The organism is Vibrio sp. HI00D65 (genome assembly GCF_001635455.1).
Classification (GTDB): Bacteria; Pseudomonadota; Gammaproteobacteria; order Enterobacterales; family Vibrionaceae; genus Vibrio.
Genome location: NZ_LWEH01000144.1, coordinates 1 through 19,799, shown reverse-complemented (window position 1 = coordinate 19,799; position 19,799 = coordinate 1). Strand labels below are relative to the sequence as shown.

Here is a 19,799-nt window from a genome sequence, read left to right as displayed (position 1 = left end):
GCACATTATGAGATCTCGACTGGTATTACTTATCGCCATTGTCGCCTTAATCATCGGCGCACTAGGCGTTATCGATCTGTTCAAAAGTGAACCTAAACCAACAACAACTGATGAAGTGGTCGCTGAAAAAAGCGAACAGCATGTGGGAGTATGGATTGCTACCGAAGCCTTTGAAAAGGGGCGTGCAGTCAACTCACAGGGGGTAGTGAAACAACAATTGCCTCTGAGTGAGGCGCTAACACTTGGTGTTAGAGAAGATTCGCAAATCAGTTTCTCACCTTCCACTTTGTTAAACCGAAGCCTTATTGCAGGTGACGTTATATTACCTGAATATCAAGTTAGCCCTGGCAAGCCTGGCTACATTGACCTTCTAGTTACAGAGGGCATGACGTTATACCCACTAAAGGTTAGCGACAAAAATCTGATTAATGATTACATCCGACCGGGTTCGTTCATTGATGTTCTAACGGTAAGTTCTCCAAATGCCAACTTGGCTGGCAACATCGATAAGCCGACGCGCTTTAGAGGAGTGAAGGCGTCGATGTTTTTGAAACACGTGAAGGTCCTTAATATCGGAAATGATGACACGGGTGATAGCTCTATCACTGCTCGCTCTCCAAGTAAGGAAGATGGACTGACAACCGTTGTCATTGAAGTTAGCCCTGATGAATTACCAAGACTCGCATTAGCACAGCGAACGATGCATATCGAAATTTATCGCAGCCAAACTTATATGCAGCCGGAGTTCGCAGAGGTGCGCAATATCATTGATAACTATACAGGTATCGTAGAGTTACGTGGTAACGAGAACAATCCAAGAGAGGCTTTGTGATGACAATTATCCATCGAATCAAACGAGCGCTGTTTGTTCCAATTTTATTAACGTTGATTGGACTATTTTCTGCAACATGCACTTTTGCCGCGGATCGCTCTATTACGCTCAATGATGGTCAGCACATTCAGCTTAAAAGTCCAATTGGTCAAGTGTTCGTGAATAATCCTAGTATCGTTGATTACAAAATCATCAACGATAACACCCTTGTCGTGTTTGCCAACAACATTGGTCAATCGCGACTGATTGTTTACGGTATTGATGACAAAATGCTGCTATCCGACCGCATTATTGTCGACTTGGATTTAACGGACATTAGACGCCAAATTAAATTCCATTTCCCCGATGCTCAAGTAAAGGTTCAGTCTGTAGGAGAGCAAGTCGCAGTGAGCGGCATTGTCGACTCAGAGGCAACACGTGATGACATTTATCGTTTAGTCGCGACGCTACTCGGACGAAACAAAACCGAGAAATGGGATAAAATCGAAAAACTAGAATTTAAATCAGATAGTTCAGACTATGAAGAGCCTGAAAGCATGGTGTTTGCCCGCAATATGACGTGGGAAGGGATCATCGAACGAATTGAAGTCGCCACAACTCAACAAGTAAACGTAAAAATATCAGTCGCTCAAGTGACAGAATCATTTGGTCAAACCGTTGGTGTTGATTGGAGTTCCGTGGGTTCAAGTGTCGGTGAGTTTATTTTCGACCAATTTGATGCCGCTAATCTAAGCACCTTGATTACAGCCTTAGGCAACGATCAAATGGCTGAGGTTCTCGCTGAACCAAACTTGACCGTGTTGTCTGGAGAATCTGCAAGTTTTCTCGTTGGTGGTGAAGTGCCAGTCATCGTCTCTACCAGCAGTAACGTAAACATTTCATTTAAAGAGTTTGGTATCAAGCTGGATCTGACCGCCAAAGTGTTAAGCCAAGACAAAATCCGCATGCAACTCGCACCAGAAGTGAGTGAGGTAGAGGGTTACGTTGAGGCTGCAGGCATTAAGGTTCCCCAGTTGGCTTCTCGACGTGCTTTGACGACCGTAGAGCTTGCCGATGGCGACAGTTTCGTTCTGGGTGGTTTGATGAGCAGCGCAGACTTGGAAAAAATGCAAAAAATCCCATTTATTGGCGATATTCCAGTACTTGGTGCCGCGTTTAGGAAAGCGACCACCGAAAGAAAACGTACCGAATTGATCATCGTTGCCACCGTTAACTTAGTTGAGCCTGTGAAGCCGAAAGATATTCAACTTCCGTACATTAAGAAGACATCTACATTGGCACGTTGGTTAAACATTAAGTGGGATGGCAAACAAGTTACCTCGTCCGATGCAACGATTCGCCTGCTGTCGCAAGGAGGATTTATCCAATGAAGAAATTAGTATTGATGGCGTTGTTCGCGACCTCACTATTCGGTTGTGCTTCTGAACAATATTTTATTGGTCAGGGAGCTGAGGCATTGGCGTACAAAGAACATCACAATTTTGAGTTCGAGATTAAAAACAGCGCTAAAACGGCTCAGCAGCTTGATGCCTTGATTCAGGAGATTGAGTCGACGGACAAGGAGGCGACTTATGTGGTGGATTACAAATCAGCCGCTAGCAAGCAGATGTTAAAGGAGATCTTTAAGCAGTATCCATCCCATTTGATCGCCCCTCAAAGAGTGGTTTATCGCAATGCACAGTTATTACCAAGCGATCTAAATATTCAGGTGACCTTAACGCGTCTAAAGATACAAATGTGTAAACCAGCGCAGATACATGTTCGCTTGAGACAGTCTGATTGCTTCGTTGAGTCGATGCGATTGAAGCAAGTGGCGTACAAGTCGAGATTGGTAGGAGAACCATAATGTTTGATCTAACAAAAGCATTAACCACAAAGGCTAAGCCAGCTCAGGCTGCGTCGACAGGTGTTGCTGGATGTACGTTGTTTTACCAATCACAAGAGTGTTTAAACCTGGTTCAAGAAGTGTTTCGCTTTGAAGGGTGGAACGATCCTGCTTGTGTTAAAGCGACTGCCGGTTTGACCAAGCTTACTGAGCAACAAAGTAGCCATATCGTCATTTTAGAGCTAAATGAGTCGAGCAATGTAGTGGAAGATGCAAAAGCTTTTGCTAGCAAGTTACCGACGCATAAGGGCGTGGTAGTCATTGGCAAAGAAGACGCCATTTCGACGCTTCGTTCTCTTAAGGAGATGGGCTTTTACTACGTTTTCTGGCCAGTGAATAAGCAGGAATTTGCAGACTTCTTAACTCACGTGAGTAAGAACCTAAAAACATTTTCTGGTGTGAGCCAGAAGCGTAAAGCAAAACGCGTTGCCATTGTCGGTGCTAAAGGCGGTGTAGGAGCGTCATTCCTCTCTACTGAGCTAGGCTCACTCTTGTCGACACAAGGCTCAGATACCATCCTTGTCGATCATCAATACGCTGATACAAACATAGATGTCTTACTTGGGTTAAAAGACTTTAAACCACGTACTATCGATGAGTTCACGGCGCCGCTGCACGAAATGGATGAAGAGGGCGCATTAAGTTATCTGTCCAACGCCCGTAAGAACCTGCGCCTATTAGCCATCAATGGTGACATGAGCCAAAACGATGTTCTCAATTACAACCAGACCTTATGTGAGCTGCTGGCTCGAAACACCAACTTCATCATTGAAGACTTTTCCGGGGCGGTGGATTTCAAAGTTGAACCACAACTCTTGGCAGAAAACTTTGATGTCGTCGTTTTGGTCTTCGATGCGTCGGTGTCATCGGTGAGAAGTGCAAAACGACTGTATGAAAAGATAGCGAACTTACAGCTGACATTATCGTCGTGTACTCGCATCCTCATGGTTGCTAACTATCATCGTCCACAAAATGCCTATGTCTTGCAAAAGCCTGATCTAGCCAAGTATTTAGGCGCGAACGTTGATCTAGAAGTCGACTACTGTAAGTCGTTGGCTCACATCATCATTGATGGAAAGCGAGGCCACAAACATGACCGTCATATTAGTCGCTCTATGGAGCAGTTGGTCAAGCTGATTAATGGACAACCGATCGACCAGAAAACGATGAACTCGTGGTTAAAAAAGGTGCGCGTTAAATGAGTTCGAATAAAGACTTATACCTCGCTTTTCGTGGCCAGATCTTTGAGGCGTTAGACGCTGAAGCGGTTCAGAAAATGAGTCGTAAAGATTTAGAGTCTCAGATACAAGCAGCGGTCGATTTATTAGCGAACAGCTACCAAAGACCTATCACTTCCATGATGAAGTCGGGTCTGGTGAAAAGCTTAATCGACGAGTTGTTTGGTCTTGGTCCTTTACAACCATTGGTCGAAGATCAGTCTATCTCAGACATTATGGTGAATGGGCCCAACAATATCTTCTTCGAACGCCACGGTAAGGTTAAAAAATCCGAAGTTTCGTTTGTGAATGAAGAGCAGCTATTGGCCATTGCTAAGCGTATTGCTTCACGTGTAGGAAGACGCGTCGATGAGCTTTCTCCCACGGTCGATGCGAGGCTAGAAGATGGCAGCCGTGTGAACATCGTGATCCCACCGATTGCATTAGACGGTACCTCGATCTCCATTCGTAAGTTCAGAGAGCAGAATATCGGGTTTGAAGACCTGATCGGTTTTGGTTCGATGTCTCCTGATATGGCAAGAGTGTTGATGATCGCGTCTCGCTGCCGCATCAACGTTCTAATCTCGGGCGGCACAGGTTCGGGTAAAACCACACTACTCAACGCACTGTCTCAATACATCGCAGAAGATGAGCGTATTGTCACAATAGAAGACGCGGCAGAACTGCGCTTGCAACAGCCTAACTTAGTTCGACTTGAAACGAGAACTTCGAGCGTTGAGCAAACAGGGGCGGTCACTCAGCGAGACTTGGTAATTAACGCACTGCGTATGCGCCCTGATCGAATTATCCTTGGTGAGTGTCGTGGCTCTGAGGCGTTTGAAATGTTGCAAGCAATGAACACGGGGCATGATGGCTCGATGTCTACGCTCCACGCGAATACCCCAAGAGATGCGATTGCCCGTGTTGAGTCTATGGTGATGATGGCGAACTTAAATCAGCCGCTGGATGCGATTCGAAGAACGATCGTAAGTGCCGTGCAGATGATTGTTCAAGTCAACAGGCTGCGTGATGGCTCTCGAAAGATTACTAGTATCTCGGAAATCGTTGGCTTAGAGGGCGATAGCGTGGTGATGGAGGAGATCTACCGCTTCCGTTACGACGATGCTCACTATGGCGAAAACGTGAAAGGGGAGTTTGTCACCAACGGCATCATGCAGCGATCTGAGCTCGTGAAAAAAGCGCAATTCTTCGGGCTCTATGAAGAGCTTATCGCATCCTTTAAGGGGGCATAGCATGCTGTGGATTTCATTGATTCTATTCTCCTTTGTGCTGTTTTTGATAAGGGATTCAAAGGTAAAAAAGGTCAATCAATTCTTCAATATTGAAGAAGCGGAAGTTGAAAACTTTAACGCCATTAATGTGAAATCACTAGTTCGTAAACAGAGCTGGCACAGGTTTAAAGAGTCGATTTCGCCTACCTTAATGGTGCTTGGCCCACGTTCAACTTTATATATCGCCTTGTACATAACGATTAGCCTTATCGCTTCTTGGTACATCGTGGTTGACCTGCTATCGATGACTAACGATTGGTGGGTGCCGGTATTAGCATTGGTTTTTACCTTTTTTGGTTACCGTTTCTTGGTGACCAGACGACGTCGAGATTTCGAGAACACTTTTCCTGATGCGTTGAATATTCTGATGAGTGCAGTAACTGCGGGCGACAGTCTAATGCAAGCCATTAGCTATGTAGGTGAAGTGATGCACAACCCGATCGGACGCGAATTCAAGTTGATGGGCGACCGATTGAAGTTAGGTGAATCTCCGGAAGTGGTGCTTAAACGATCCTGTAAAAACTACCCATATCCAGAGTTTCTATTTTTTACTGTAACGATTCGAGCCAACATTGCGCGAGGTGGACAACTTAAAGGCGTGCTGGCCCGATTAATTCGTGTGTTGGTGGATGCTCGAACGTTAGAAAAAAAGAAGATGGCAATGACGTCGGAGGCGAGGATTTCAGCCAAGATCGTTGCGGCTATTCCTTTGGTTTTCATGGTCATCCTTAATTATATCAATCCTGACAACGTCAACTATGTCTTGTATGACGAGTCGGGCCGTGTGGTGTTGTTTTATGTGTTGGGTAGTGAGCTTTTCGGCTTATTCATCGTTTGGCTATTAGTGAGAGGTGTGCGGGCATGATGATATTGGCTGCACTTATTGTGCTGTTTTTTTCGCTGCTCTTTTTAATTGTCGAATCGGTGCGTGCTGACCAAAGACAAAAGAAAGTCGCTATGTATATTGGTGGCGACGCCATTAAACCACCTTCACGTGTGAATCGATTTTTTGTTCGATTTGGCAAGGAGCATCGCCATGAACTTGAACAGAAATTTATAGAAGCGGGTTACTACAACACTGAATGGGCGAAGTTCTATTTTCCCGCCAAGGTATTGGTGCTCGGCCTTATTTCAGGGCTCGTCTTGCTGGGAGATATGACATCGACCAACAAATTGCTGGTAGTGATTGTCTCTCTAATTGTGGTGATTGTGGTGCCAGATACCTTGCTGCAAATGCGCCGTAAAATGCTGATAAGTAAAACCTCGGCACAACTTCCTTACCTTTTGGACATGATGTCGGTATGTGTACAAACCGGTATGACTATAGAGGCGGCTTTAGCGTATTTGGGTAAAGAGCTTGCGGAGTTTGATTCTGACCTTTGTTACCAAATAAAACGCACCTCAGATTCTGCCAAGATACATGGCGTTGAGAAGGCTTTGAATGATCTCACAGAGCGTATTCCAACTCCCGCAATCCGAAGTTTTGTGCTGACAATCATTCAGAACTTGCAATACGGTACTTCCGTCGCACAGACACTCAGCGACTTAGCTGAGGATATGCGAAAAGTCCAAATCCTCACGGTTGAGGAGAAGGTTGGTAAGCTCTCTGCAAAGATGAGTGTGCCGTTGATCCTTTTCATCATGTTTCCGATCGTTATCTTGATTCTCGCACCGAGCATCATGCAAATGACATTGAGCATCTAGAGGGCAAACGAATGAATAGAAAACGTATTTTCTTCGTGATGTTAACGTTAAGTCTTTTAGCTGGGTGCCAATCTACACCTTCTGAACAAGACCAACTACGTGCTGATGTCACCAACATGGAGAAGGTGAAAAACTATGATGGGTTAATTCACCATTATAAAACCGAGCTAGAACAAGGTTCTCAAGATCCTGCGGTGAAAGAGAAACTGGCCTGGGCGTACTTTCATAAAGGTGACATCGAATCGGCAGATTTCTATGTTCAACACCTTCAACAAGAGAGTGTAGAAAATCCGAATTTGTATCAATTAGAAGGCCAAGTATTCGACGCAAAAAACGATATTGAGAGTGCAATTTCTTCCTATGTTGCTTCTATTAAGGCGGGAAATAAAACGGGTCAAATTCATGTATTACTCGGCGTGTCATACACAAAGTTGGGTGAGTATGGGAAGGCATATCATGAGCTGAATCTTGCTCGCTTGCGTGGCTATGATGACATTGTGGTGAAGAACAATATCGCGATGATTCAAATGGCCAATGGTGAGTATCAACAGGCAATTGAAACCTTAGCACCAGTACTAAAGGAAGACCCCGCTAATCAGATTGTAAAAGCGAACTTAGCGATAGCATTGATGAAAACTCAGCAGGTAGAGTCGGCTCAAAAACTACTCAAAGGTGAATTTTCTGCACGAGAAATACATGACATTGCAGCTGAACTAACTCAACCGGGAATCACTGATGGCGCGTCTTAATAGGCAGAAAGGAGTGACGGCTATCGAGTTTGTGTTTGGAGCGCTGGTTTTGTTCTTCGCTACCTTTGCGATCTTTGAATCGAGTTATCAAATCTACGTCGTCAACATGACTGAGTATTCCCTTAGAGAAACCATCAGGAATACCAAGATCTATGAAGGTAAAGGGGTTAACGAGCAGTACGAGAAGAAGTTTAAAGACTTGATTGAAGACGATGACAGTCTATGGAGCTTCTTAATTGATGCCTCAAGGTTTTCTATAGCAGGAAAGTACTTCAAAACTTACGATGATTTCGTGGCTAACAGAGGGCATTCAAACCAAGATTTGAACTTTAACTATGACCTTGCCGAGATCACTGTGACATACCGATACACTCCGATCATTAAATTGGCCGGTGCGGCTGATAGAGATATTTCACGCACTATGGTTTTAAACTTAGAGCATGAGGGGTGGAAAGATGATGAGCTCTAAACAACGTGCCTGTTCTTCGTTTCGTCAACAGGGCTCATTTACCGTTGAATTGCTGTTTATCTTAGTCGCGCTATGGGGTGTTTATCTTTTTGCTGCTGATTTGAGCTATCAACTGCTCACGCGAGCAAAGCTAGATAGATCAAGCTTTGCTCTGGTGAACGTTATCAAAGAGCGCACTCGTTATTTTGAAGCGGATGTGCTTGCGGGACAAAACCTATCTGTCACTAATCGCGAGTTGCAAGAAATGACGAAGGTAGCCAGCCGAATGCTCAATACGCCCGTAGACAATGTGGCAATCAAGATAGAGTCACTTACGAATAAAAGTAGTGTTGCTGAATTTACTAGCAGCAAGTTCAGAAGCTTAAATTGCGACACTGATTCGATTGTTGACCACGCTGAATTAGCACCGGTTGATAAAGGCGTTGTTTATCCCTTGTATCGGGTAAGCCTTTGCGAAGAAGAAAGTTCTTGGTTTAAGCCTTTCTTTAATGGTGGCACCAGTACCTCCGTTAAGATCGCTTCGTCTTCAATCATGCCTGGGAGGTAACGAAATGAAAATGCAGTGTTCAAGCCTCCGACGCCAAGAAGGAGTGGCAGCAGTATGGATGGGTCTATTACTTGTTCCTATCATGGGTGTGACTTTCTGGGCCGTGGAAGGGACACGTTATGTACAAGAAACCAGTCGACTCAGAGATTCCGCTGAGGCAGCGGCGATAGCGGTAACCATAGAAGATCAACCCGACCTAGCTCGTAATCTAGCGACTCAATATGTCGAGAACTACGTGAGGGATATTAAATCCACCAACCTTACTGCTCAAAGATTTCACCAAGCAGAAGATGAAGGGGCCGGCATTCTTGAATATATTCAGTATACGGTTAATGCAAAGACGACTCACGACTCTTGGTTCGCGAGTAGCTTTATTCCTTCGTTTGATGAGCAACAAGATCTCGCGGGTCGCTCATTAGCGCGAAAGTACCCGGTCTACCTTGGCGATAACAACATAGATATCGTTTTCGTTTCGGACTTTTCCGGCTCAATGAATGATCGGTGGGGCTCAAGTCGACACATAAAAATAGACGATTTGAAAACAGCTATCGATCAAATTTCTAGCAAGATCCTGTGTACTAGAACTAAACAAGACTATGTCGATGGCGAGTGGAAAGAGGTGTGTGACGAACCCGGTGAAGACACGACTGGAGACAAACTGCTTAACCGAGTTGGCTTTGTGCCTTTTAACGTGCGTACAAGAGAAATCGTCTCGGGTGGTAGAGCAAATGCAACCAGCCAGCTGAGTTACAAAGATAACTACAAGCCTAATGTGTCACCGTATTCGTACAATGATGTTAACTGGGATTACTGGCGTTACTATTCACAGAACCAGGTTCTTAATTGCGCCCGTTGGCAGTCATATTGTTCAAATCCCAAATCGGATAATCAAAAGTATGCCAAACGTATAAAGGATGTCATCAATGCAGATGGATACGCCGTTGCCGATGTTTATAACTATGTAGATTTACCGAAATCAGTGTCGACGATGTTCACGGACAAGTCGGGATTGCAGTCTGATTTCTATGGTGTTAGTGGAGCAAAGCTATTCAACGCGCATGGTTCCTCAAACTCTTCCCAGTTTAAAAACATTCGGTTGTCGAACAGGTTGGCTGATTTGAACCCTATCAACTCAATGTGGGCAGATGGGGGCACCGCGGCTTTTCAAGGCATATTGAGAGGGGCACAGATTCTCCATGACGGTGATCCAAACAGCTCTGATGATGAAGAACAGCAAGCGTATAACAAGAAAATTAAGATGTTGCTTATTTTGAGTGATGGGCAGGAAAGCCCTAATAACGGGATTCTAAAAGGGCTAGTCGACAGAGGTATGTGTAACAAAGCAAGAGAGGAAATACCGGGCTTATACATAGGAGTCATTGGTATCGATTTTCGTGCCTCTCAGCAAAGTGGTTTCCAAGACTGCGTTGTTGATCCGAATGAAGACATTATCGACGTATCTAACCTAGATGAATTGATTGCAAAAATAGAAGAACTCATCCGTAAAGGCTCGAAAACAAGCGGAATCACTAAGTTGTATTAGAGGAAATTATGAAAAAGTTAATGATAGGTTCCATTGTTCTATCGACATTGCAATTTAGCGTTATCGCTAATGCGGAACAAGGTGTCAGTGTTTATTGCGACACGGCATTCAGTGAATATCAATATAGCGTTAGGGTTGATGATGTGGTGGGTATTGCCCAGCACAGACAGGGCGTTTTACAGATCGAGCAGCGATCTGATAGTACTGAATTGAAGCAAGCCTTAGCCAGTCAGTCCAACATAGGTATGAATCAATCAGGATGTAAGACTTGGATTAGTAACCAAGACCGTCACGGGCTATTGGCTCGTCTTCACTTTGGGTTCGATCAACACAACTTAACACCAATGGCTAGCAAAGCCTTAACTCAATTAGCTAGCGAATTGCAGGCGAGTGGCAACTCGGTCACTGTTGATGGGCACACAGATAGCACTGGTGATAAAGGCTACAACCAAGCTTTGGGGTTACAAAGAGCACTCACTACTTCGAATGCTTTGGTTGCTGATGGTGTAGAGAAGAATCGCTTGGTTATTCGTTCTTTTGGTGAAAGTAAGCCTATCGCTTCTAATGAAACGAGTGAAGGTCGAGCAAAGAACAGACGAGCCGAGATCTGGACGTCGATGTATGATGCCACGGAATGAGTGAACTAAGAGCATATCTTAGCGTTCAATCAATATAAATAGTTAATGGAGTCAGTGGCTTTTGATGTGGCTAAGAAAAAGTCTTAGCCATCAATCTGTCGGAACCCCACTCAATATTATCTTGCTTAGAATTTTTGTTATAACGGATGCTAATGAATATTCAATTAAAATTAACTATCTGATACTAAAGAATAATTGATGCTATTTGACAGAGTCTCTTCTGAAGGGATGGAACAAAATATCGACGTAGATACTTGGATATCTATATTGGACAACATATGCGACATTATGGACGCATCGAATGCGGGGATCATCACGATCTCCGATTTTACTCGTTTAGGTTTTGAGAGCGTTTTATGTTCGTCAACCAAACTATGTGAGCAGCACAAAAGTAAGATCAGTTGTTTTTGTGAGTATGCATACAAAGAGAACCGCACGGTTTATTTGAGTGGATGTGCTTGTGGTGAGGCAACTGTCGAGAAGGAGCCTGACGACTATAAATCATTTTGTGGCGTCCCCATCAGCGGCACAGATGGAGAAGTGTTTGCCATCCTGTTTGTGTTTGACTTGAATCCAACCGAGTATACGGAAAGCCAAGTGAACCTGATTGAGAACATTTCAACCTTGCTACGCTCTGAAATCCTCTTGAAAGAAGAGAGCCGGATTTTATATAAAAACAGCCACTTCGATATCATGACGATGTTGCTAAATCGAAGAGGGTTCTTTCATGAGTTCAACAAAGCAAACATTGATGAGGGAGAGATCGTTTGTCTGTATTTTGACTTGGATAATTTAAAGTACATCAATGATACTTATGGGCACTTTAAAGGCGACGACTATATTTCTGGCTTTGCTTCGTGCATAAGAAACAACATCAAATACAACATGATACCGGCGAGAGTCGGTGGTGATGAGTTCATTGTTGTTATTCATTCAGAAGAGCCCGGATATGCTTGTGAATTAGTTCGTAAAATTCGTTCAGATTTTCATGATTTCATTGAAGGGTTTCGTGGCGATGATGATGTTTCATTAGGGTTTTCCTATGGGTGTGGAACTTCTGATTTTCAAAGTTTGAACATCATAAATTTGATCAAGTCGTCAGACGAAAACATGTATCGTAACAAGAAAAATAAGTTGTAGGTTATACCGCTTTTATATGCCGGTAACAGGTACGAAAAAGCCCACTAGTGAGGGCTTTTTGCTTATTTGACTTGTCTAAGCTCGAATGATCATTTGGTCGCGTTCTGGACCAACCGATACCATTACAATTGGCACGCCCATCAGTTCTTCAATACGAGTAACATAATCCTGTGCAGCTTGAGGGAGGCTTTCAAAAGTGCGACAACCTGTGATGTCTTCATCCCAACCCGCCATGTCTTCATAAACTGGTTTCAGCTCAGCCGTTTGTGGCCAAATTGGGTTTTCGCTGTGCTCACCTGCGTATGCAGTACAGATCTTCAACTCAGCCAAGCCAGACAGGCAATCAATCTTAGTTAGAGCGATTTCTGTCGCTGCTTGCAGTTCAACACCGTTGCGCGTTGCTACAGCATCAAAGTAACCCATATCACGTGGGCGACCTGTAGTAGCACCGTATTCGTTAGAGCTCTCACGGAAGCTATCTTGTTCTTCCATTGCTGTAACCAGAGTACCTGTACCAACTGATGAGCTGAATGCCTTAGCCACTGCAATAACGCGCTCAGGGCGAAGGGCAGGTAAGCCACTACCAATACCCGCGTAAGCTGCAGTCACATTTGATGATGTTGTCCAAGGGTATTCACCGTAAATCAAGTCGCGACCTGCACCGAGTTGAGCTTCAAACAGTAGGTTTTCGTCTTGTACTTGAAGTGCCTTAAGAGGCTCAGTCACGTTACAAATGAACGGGCGCCAAGCTTTCGTCACTTCAAGTAGCCATTCAGTCATTTCTGAAGCGGTCTGAGTAAAGTCACATCTAGGGTAAAGGGCTTTTAGTTGAGGCATTTTCCAATCAAGCATGAATTGAATGCGCTGCTCTAGAACCTCTGGTTGATTAAGCCAACCCACAAGGATGCCTTTTTTCATCACGCGATCGCCGTATGCCGGCGCAATACCTTGTCGAGTCGAGCCGTAAGCAGCATCGCCTAAACGTTCTTCTTCAAGCGTATCTTCAAGAGCGTGTATAGGTAGACACAGTGTTGCACGATCAGAAATAGCAAGTTTAACGTCAACATTTGCTGCTTGAACTTCTGCGATCTCTTCGCTTAATGCAGCTGGGCTAATCACCATGCCAGGGCCAAGTACAGCCGTACAGTCAGGGTTAAAAATGCCACTTGGAAGTTGGTGCAGTTTGAATGTACCGAAGTCGTTAACTACGGTATGGCCTGCATTGTTTCCGCCTTGGAAACGAATGCTTGCAGATGCTTCTGCTGCTAAAAAGTCGACGATGCGGCCTTTGCCTTCATCACCCCAGTTTGCACCCACAACAACGATAGATGGCATAAGTTTATCTCCTGACTGATTGAGAAATCATGTTAGTGCTGAATTTTAGATAAGAGAAATTAATTATCTTTATTATCTTGATAAGGATTCCATATAACTCTAAAGTCCTAACCATAAGCGAGATTCCCTATCACGTTCTTCCCTCACTGTAGTGAATGACGAAGTGGGGTATAACTACTAGATGGAAGTAACACATGAGAGAACATGATGCTTGATATCAATTTGTTGAACACGTTTGTGACATTAGCTGAACACAAACATTTCGGTAAGTCGGCCAGTGCTCTGCACATGACACAGCCAAATGTGAGCTTGCATCTAAAGCAACTTGAACAGCTAACACGCATCAAACTAATAGAAAGAAGCCCATTTCAGCTAACTCAAGCGGGCGAAAGGCTATTAGAAACGAGCAAAAAAACCTTGCTAGAGTTACAGGTATGTCAGGCTGATCTTAATGCGATTAATGACCTAAAAATCGGTACGCTAACCATTGCGGTTAGTGACATTATCTCAAGATTTTTATTGATTCGCCCTTTCCAGAAATTTAAAGCGCAGTACCCGGGCATCGATCTCACCTTGCTTAACACCACCTCATCTCAAGCATCCAGTTTGGTAAAGAATGCCAAGGCAGATCTTGGTTTTGTTATTGCGAAAGAGCAGCACAATGAGTCTCTATATTTTACTGAGCTACAAGAACTATCATGGTGTGCTTTAGGAGATGGTTTAGAGCCTCAAGGCACTGATAATTGGAAGGATAATGGTCATAAGAATGATGAAGCCGAGCCTGAACTGACCTTGATCCTACTAGGTCACGATACAAGAACTCGAGACTTTATCGACGAAGGACTTCCTAGCCTTAATCTTCCTAATTACAGAGTGATGGAGGTTGGCAGTGTTGATGCACAAATTGACTGGGCTGAAGCGGGATTTGGCGTTGCCATCATTCCCGAGTTCGCTATATTAACCAAGTCACACTTAAAATCGAAAGTCACGCCACTACTTAACTTCTCTAGCACCAGTCTTGGTTACATTGTCAGGCAGAACCAGGTGTTATCGAAAGCCACAAAGCAACTATTGGGTTGGGTGAATGATGAGATTACATTACTTCAAAAAAGCGTTGACTAGCGTCTGTAGAAAACTCCCATAACCAGCAATAACCGAATCTGAGCCCACTGTATGTGGGCTTTTTGTCGCTGCAATATACGTCACAGGAAATACCACATTGACAATGTTTGATAATCAAACTAAGTTTAGCAATATTGATTTGATTGTCAAACTACTTGTTCGTCAAATTAGTTTGGATAATCAGTTATATCAACTTTGAGCATAAGACTAAGGATACCATTTTGAGCTTTACAACCTATCACCAACACAACTTCTCTTCACATAACAGCCAAGGTGAAAAGCGCACTTTTTATGTTCTGCTACTGACTGTAACGACGATGTTTATCGAAATAATCGCAGGCACTGTTTATGGCTCGATGGCATTGCTTGCAGATGGTTGGCACATGGGGACGCACGCAGCAGCGTTTGGCATTACTTTGTTTGCATATCGCTATGCAAGGAAACATGCCGATAGTGCTCGTTTCTCTTTTGGTACAGGTAAAGTGAGTGTGTTAGGGGGCTACACCAGTGCTATTGCTTTGGGTATTGTGGCTCTGTTGATGCTGGTGGAATCGGTACATCGTTTGTTTAACCCCCAAGCCATTCAATTTAATGAAGCGATTATCGTCGCTTGTATTGGTCTTACAGTGAATGTTGTCAGCATGTTTTTGTTGGGAGATCATCATCACGACCATGATCATGGACACGCTCACGGGCATTCGCATGGTCACTCCCATAGCCATGAAGATACGCATCATCATAGTCACACTGGGCAACATCATGATCACAATTTGCGCGCAGCGTATATGCATGTTCTAGCGGATACGTTTACGTCGTTACTAGCGATTGTCGCGCTGCTGTTTGGTAAGTTTTATGGTTGGAACTGGTTAGATGCAGTGATGGGGATGGTCGGCGCGCTAGTCATCGCCAAGTGGACTATGAATCTCATGAAGCAGACGAGCCCAATCTTACTCGATGAAAATATTCACCAGGAATACCGTGATTCGGTGATCGAAATGTTATCGCCTCATGCAGCAGTGACAGATTTTCACATGTGGAAGGTGAGTGGGCATCATTATTCAGCAGCGATTACTCTTGAATCAATCAGTGATAAATCTATTTCTGAATATAAACAAATGCTCGCCAAGTTTGATAAGATAAATCATCTTACTCTTGAAGTGCACTCAAACGGCCATGCAAAATATAGAACAGCTTAACCAAATATTGACTGAGTTCTACGACAAAATGTCTTCGTGGGAACAATCCGTTGTTAAAGAAACGGGTTACTCACTCGCACAGGTCCATACGATTGAAGTGTTGGGCATGCATGGCGCATTGCGAATGAAAGAGCTTGCCGAAAAGCTTGGTATCACAACAGGCACACTTACTGTTCAAATTGAGAAGTTAGTTAAAGCAGAGTTGATTGAACGCCATCAACACCCAACCGATCGCCGAGCAATTGTGGTTGCTTTGACTGATGAAGGGCAAAAGATCCATGTTCACCATAACCAGCTTCACCTAAATCTCGTCAATGAGCTAACCCAAGGCATAGAAGAACAAGATAAAGCGGTGCTATTGAAGTGCTTAACTAAAATGGTGAAAGCTTTTTAACACGTTGCAGGTTATCAGCTCCTATCCAAGGGTAGGACAATTTGTGTGTCACGAGATGAATCTACAAAGCCGACAGTTGATGTCGGCTTTTTGTTATTTAGTGAGCGGTTACGACGCTCATTGATTAGTGATTTATTTATTTAAATGAAGCACTTATCACTTGGAACTCATCTAAACAAAAGGGCCGATTAGAAAACCTACAGACCCCTTTATTTTAAAGGTGTCTGGGTTGTTTTTAACGTTTGTATCAAACATGAGCAACCTTTGTATCCCAATTCTATCATCTTGCTAATGTGCATTGCCCCAATTTGTGCTATTGATAATTCTAACCTTAGTGGGTTCCCCCCATTGGCAGATTATATGAATGCGAAATGGTGAGATTTAGAGGAGCCATTCTCCTTGTAATGTACGCATTATTGGTAAATACGATAAAAATCACGGAATAGCATGGGCTATATAACGTAGTTAATTGCCCAGCCTTAGATACCTAACTTTAGTAAAGACGAGTCACATCTATGAATATAAAGAAAAAACTCTATTCATTGGGAATATTTTCCATTTTCGGCATGAGTTCATTGCTATTTACCACCTCGCAATTCGCAGATACGACTGCTCAAATGAGCGAAGCGAAACAAATCACTAAAGAACTAGAGGTGCGCCTGCTCAATCTCCGCCGTAATGAGAAAGACTTCTTGTTGCGAAATGATATGAAGTACCTTGATAAGTTCGACATAAACTACAACAAGTTTTTGGCTTCCGAATCCCAACTCAATGTGGTTCTGAACGATTTAGGTTTAGTAAACAGCACACACTTACGTGAAGACATTGAAACTTACCACACGAGTTTTGTAGAGCTGGTCAAGGCGACGGAAGTCTATGGACTGGCAAGGGACAAAGGTTTATTAGGGCAGTTTCATGAAGTACTAGATAGCATGAGTGCTAACGCAAGCCCAGAGCAAAAAGTTGAGCTTTATCTTTTTAATGACCTGATTGAAAAGGGTACCTTTGATCCGAGCATGCTTTCATCAAGTACTAGCGCTTTGCTTCAAACAGCAAAGCTGGTGGTCGAACAAAAGCAACTCATTGGTTTGAAGCATAATGAAGGCTTAATGGGCAAAGCGCGTTCAGGTTCTCACGTGATAGAGACGCAGTTTAAAGAGTTCTCTGCAGTGCTTGACCAAGAAACTCAAAAGGAGATGAATAAACTATCGCTGATTAACAACATCCTTTGCGTTACATTGCTTGTATCGATCATTTTGTTCAGCTGGTTAATTGTTCGCTCTATCATTGGCAAAATTGAATCACTGCTTTCGGTGATCCGCAATATTGTCGATTCCAACGATGTGTCGATTCGTTCACACCTTGATGGTAAAGACGAGTTAAGCACGCTAGGTCAATACTTCAATCAGTTGCTTGATCAGCTTGAAGGCTTGATTTCTGCCTCTCAATCTAAGTCTCTACAACTGACTCAAAGTACGTCTAACATGCACGACGAGCTTGAGTCGGTAATAAAACAGTTTGAAGTTCAAGCTAACCACACATCAACCATGACTACATCTGTTCAAGAGATGGTATTAACGATTGGTGAAATTTCAGAAAGCACCTCTGTTGCTGCAGAAGGCGTTCAACAAGCGAAAGTGAATGCAGACAAGGGGCGTGAAGTAGTGGTCGATACTATCAATAACATTACTCAGTTGTCTGAACGTCTATCAAGCAGCCAAGATTCAATCAGCTCACTGAACCATCATGTAGATCAAATCGGTGATGCAGTCAACATCATCCAAGGCATTGCTGAACAAACCAATCTACTAGCATTGAACGCTGCAATTGAAGCTGCACGTGCCGGTGAGCAAGGGCGTGGCTTTGCCGTTGTAGCAGATGAAGTACGCGCACTAGCAAGCAGAACACACCAGTCGACGACAGAAATAACCTCTGTGGTAAGTGCAATTCAAAGCCAGATGCAGGCATCGATGACTGAAATTGGTGAGTGTAACCAGCAAGGTCAGTTAACGCTCAAAGATTCGGAAGAGCTGGATGCTAGCCTGCAGCTTATCTTAAGCGACATGCAGAGCATTCAAGGTAACTCTGAACGCATTGCGTCTGCAATAGAAGAGCAGGGTGCTGTGATGGCACAAGTGAGTGACTCCATCACGGAACTCAATGCCATCTCACACGATAACAATGCCTCAGCACAGCACTGTTTAGTCGAAGTAGACAAAGTGGCTGAACAAGCTCATGAGATGGATAACGCAGTCGCACAGTTCAAAACGTCCTAATCAAGTACCAAAATAACTTAAACCAAAGGCGCAGACTATCTGCGCCTTTTTGTTTTTGAAAGGTATGGACAAATACGAAGGTAGAGGATTAAGAATAAGGCATTCCAAATCGGACTTAAGTATCTATGAAATAGGGTTAAAATAATCATCGTCTATTAAGCTTAGTTATACCTTCACGACACAATCTGGACACATTACTTTATCGTGAATGGCTGAATCTCACATGAAGAGGAACAAAATGCATTACGACGTATTCAACGGAGATGCAGATGGCATCATCGCATTGCTTCAACTACGCTTACATGAGCCTAAACAGAGCACTTTAATTACGGGGGTGAAACGCGATATCAAGCTGGTCTCGCAGGTTGTTACCCAGCTAGCGGAACAGAATCCCCAAAGTGATGTTACATCGGTGACTGTTTTAGACGTGTCGATGGAGAAAAATCTACCCGCATTACAATCACTGCTTGCTGATGAGATTAATGTCTTTTACTGCGATCACCATCTTATAGGGGACATCCCCAAGTCTGAGTACCTTGAGACTCTCATTAATACAGCGCCGGAATGTTGCACTAGTCTTTTGATCAACCAAAAACTCAAGGGAGAATATGTGGCGTGGGCAATAGCAGCAGCGTTTGGTGATAATTTAAAAGCGGTGGCTGCTCGGTTAGCGCTAACAAATGGTTTTGATCAATATCAAACTAAATTTTTGGAAGAGCTAGGCACCCTAGTCAATTATAACGGCTATGGCGCGTCACTGAGTGATCTGCACTTTTCACCGACTGAGCTTTACCGGGCGCTGTATCAATATTCTAACCCATTCGATCTCTTGGGTGATAAAGAATCCGTGTTTTATCAACTTCGCGCCGCTTACAAAACTGACAAACAACAATTATCAGACCTTACTCCGATCTATGAGAGTGAAGTCGCGCGCGTGTTCGAATTGCCTGCAGAGACTTGGGCAAGACGAATCAGTGGTGTGTTTAGCAATGAAATAGTGAATCAAGACCCAGCTCGAGCACAAGCGGTGTTAACGAGAAATGCAGATGGTCAGTCTTACACTGTGAGTTTACGAGCGCCTTTATCAAACAGAGTTGGCGCAGATGAAATTTGTTCGAGTTTTGATACTGGGGGCGGAAGGAAAGCCGCTGCCGGAATAAATTCGCTTAAAGAAGTAGACAAGCTGAGTCTGATTGAACGAGTAGAGAGCTATTATTCAGACCATTCGAAATAATTACGATGTTATATTTTTGTTTATTTATCAGTATGGAAATTTATATGTAGGATTTAATTGGCTTTGTATCTCCAATTAAGCTATTTTCAGGTTTTGGTGATATCACTCGCAAAATAAAAAACCTTAAATATCATAATCTTTAGAGCTTTTATTCAGTTCAATTAAAGATATTTCATCCGTATATAATTCTTAATTTTACTCGTGAATTAACGGTGCTTAATATATT

At 43.5% G+C, this 19,799-nt stretch carries 19 protein-coding genes; 18 read left to right on the top strand and 1 reads right to left on the bottom strand.

The window, feature by feature from the left end:
• Window positions 1-7: 7 nt before the first annotated feature.
• The 13 genes from cpaB to A3712_RS12260 all read left to right on the top strand — a co-directional run bounded on the left by cpaB (window position 8) and on the right by A3712_RS12260 (window position 12,016).
• A complete protein-coding gene (gene cpaB / locus A3712_RS12320; protein WP_063523676.1) occupies window positions 8-832 on the top strand; it encodes a Flp pilus assembly protein CpaB in 825 nt (274 codons plus the stop codon).
• Window positions 832-2,202, top strand: a complete 1,371-nt coding sequence (locus A3712_RS12315; protein WP_063523675.1) for a type II and III secretion system protein family protein — start codon at window positions 832-834, stop codon at window positions 2,200-2,202. The genes cpaB and A3712_RS12315 overlap by 1 nt, the downstream gene beginning before the upstream one ends.
• Window positions 2,199-2,678, top strand: coding sequence for a hypothetical protein (locus A3712_RS12310; RefSeq protein ID WP_063523674.1), 480 nt, complete (start codon window positions 2,199-2,201; stop codon window positions 2,676-2,678). Before A3712_RS12315 ends, A3712_RS12310 begins: the two co-directional genes overlap by 4 nt.
• A complete protein-coding gene (locus A3712_RS12305; RefSeq protein WP_063523673.1) occupies window positions 2,678-3,919 on the top strand; it encodes an AAA family ATPase in 1,242 nt (413 codons plus the stop codon). The genes A3712_RS12310 and A3712_RS12305 overlap by 1 nt, the downstream gene beginning before the upstream one ends.
• Window positions 3,916-5,187 carry a CpaF family protein gene (locus tag A3712_RS12300; RefSeq protein WP_063523672.1) on the top strand — a complete coding sequence of 424 codons (1,272 nt, stop codon included), beginning with the start codon at window positions 3,916-3,918 and terminating at the stop codon, window positions 5,185-5,187. The genes A3712_RS12305 and A3712_RS12300 overlap by 4 nt, the downstream gene beginning before the upstream one ends.
• A gap of 1 nt (window position 5,188) precedes the next feature.
• Window positions 5,189-6,091 carry a type II secretion system F family protein gene (locus A3712_RS12295; RefSeq protein WP_063523671.1) on the top strand — a complete coding sequence of 301 codons (903 nt, stop codon included), beginning with the start codon at window positions 5,189-5,191 and terminating at the stop codon, window positions 6,089-6,091.
• A complete protein-coding gene (locus A3712_RS12290; RefSeq protein WP_063523670.1) occupies window positions 6,088-6,930 on the top strand; it encodes a type II secretion system F family protein in 843 nt (280 codons plus the stop codon). Before A3712_RS12295 ends, A3712_RS12290 begins: the two co-directional genes overlap by 4 nt.
• An 11-nt stretch (window positions 6,931-6,941) precedes the next feature.
• The gene (locus tag A3712_RS12285) at window positions 6,942-7,679 is read left to right on the top strand and encodes a tetratricopeptide repeat protein (protein ID WP_063523669.1); all 738 of its coding nucleotides are present in this window, start codon (window positions 6,942-6,944) and stop codon (window positions 7,677-7,679) included.
• Window positions 7,666-8,148 carry a TadE/TadG family type IV pilus assembly protein gene (locus A3712_RS12280; protein ID WP_063523668.1) on the top strand — a complete coding sequence of 161 codons (483 nt, stop codon included), beginning with the start codon at window positions 7,666-7,668 and terminating at the stop codon, window positions 8,146-8,148. The genes A3712_RS12285 and A3712_RS12280 overlap by 14 nt, the downstream gene beginning before the upstream one ends.
• A complete protein-coding gene (tadF, locus tag A3712_RS12275; RefSeq protein WP_063523667.1) occupies window positions 8,138-8,695 on the top strand; it encodes a tight adherence pilus pseudopilin TadF in 558 nt (185 codons plus the stop codon). Before A3712_RS12280 ends, tadF begins: the two co-directional genes overlap by 11 nt.
• A gap of 4 nt (window positions 8,696-8,699) precedes the next feature.
• Window positions 8,700-10,238, top strand: a complete 1,539-nt coding sequence (locus tag A3712_RS12270) for a TadE/TadG family type IV pilus assembly protein (protein WP_063523666.1) — start codon at window positions 8,700-8,702, stop codon at window positions 10,236-10,238.
• A gap of 8 nt (window positions 10,239-10,246) precedes the next feature.
• Complete coding sequence (locus A3712_RS12265; RefSeq protein WP_063523665.1) at window positions 10,247-10,876, top strand: OmpA family protein; 630 nt, start codon at window positions 10,247-10,249, stop codon at window positions 10,874-10,876.
• A 198-nt stretch (window positions 10,877-11,074) separates the two neighbouring features.
• A complete protein-coding gene (locus A3712_RS12260; RefSeq protein WP_063523664.1) occupies window positions 11,075-12,016 on the top strand; it encodes a sensor domain-containing diguanylate cyclase in 942 nt (313 codons plus the stop codon).
• A 75-nt stretch (window positions 12,017-12,091) separates the two neighbouring features.
• On the opposite strand, the gene A3712_RS12255 is transcribed toward A3712_RS12260, so the two are convergent.
• Window positions 12,092-13,351 carry an adenylosuccinate synthase gene (locus tag A3712_RS12255; protein ID WP_063523663.1) on the bottom strand — a complete coding sequence of 420 codons (1,260 nt, stop codon included), beginning with the start codon at window positions 13,349-13,351 and terminating at the stop codon, window positions 12,092-12,094.
• Between the two features lie 204 nt (window positions 13,352-13,555).
• Between A3712_RS12255 and A3712_RS12250 the strand changes: the two genes are divergently transcribed.
• The 5 genes from A3712_RS12250 to A3712_RS12230 all read left to right on the top strand — a co-directional run bounded on the left by A3712_RS12250 (window position 13,556) and on the right by A3712_RS12230 (window position 19,573).
• Window positions 13,556-14,473: a LysR family transcriptional regulator gene (locus tag A3712_RS12250; protein WP_063523662.1), complete on the top strand. Its 918-nt coding sequence runs from the start codon at window positions 13,556-13,558 to the stop codon at window positions 14,471-14,473.
• Between the two features lie 221 nt (window positions 14,474-14,694).
• Entirely contained in the window at window positions 14,695-15,669 is a 975-nt protein-coding gene (gene dmeF, locus A3712_RS12245) for a CDF family Co(II)/Ni(II) efflux transporter DmeF (protein ID WP_063523661.1), read from the top strand.
• Window positions 15,647-16,063 carry a MarR family winged helix-turn-helix transcriptional regulator gene (locus tag A3712_RS12240; RefSeq protein ID WP_063523660.1) on the top strand — a complete coding sequence of 139 codons (417 nt, stop codon included), beginning with the start codon at window positions 15,647-15,649 and terminating at the stop codon, window positions 16,061-16,063. The genes dmeF and A3712_RS12240 overlap by 23 nt, the downstream gene beginning before the upstream one ends.
• 566 nt (window positions 16,064-16,629) lie before the next feature.
• On the top strand, window positions 16,630-18,339 hold the full coding sequence (locus tag A3712_RS12235) for a methyl-accepting chemotaxis protein (protein ID WP_063523659.1): 1,710 nt from the start codon (window positions 16,630-16,632) through the stop codon (window positions 18,337-18,339).
• A gap of 238 nt (window positions 18,340-18,577) precedes the next feature.
• Window positions 18,578-19,573 carry a hypothetical protein gene (locus tag A3712_RS12230; RefSeq protein ID WP_063523721.1) on the top strand — a complete coding sequence of 332 codons (996 nt, stop codon included), beginning with the start codon at window positions 18,578-18,580 and terminating at the stop codon, window positions 19,571-19,573.
• Window positions 19,574-19,799: the final 226 nt, after the last annotated feature.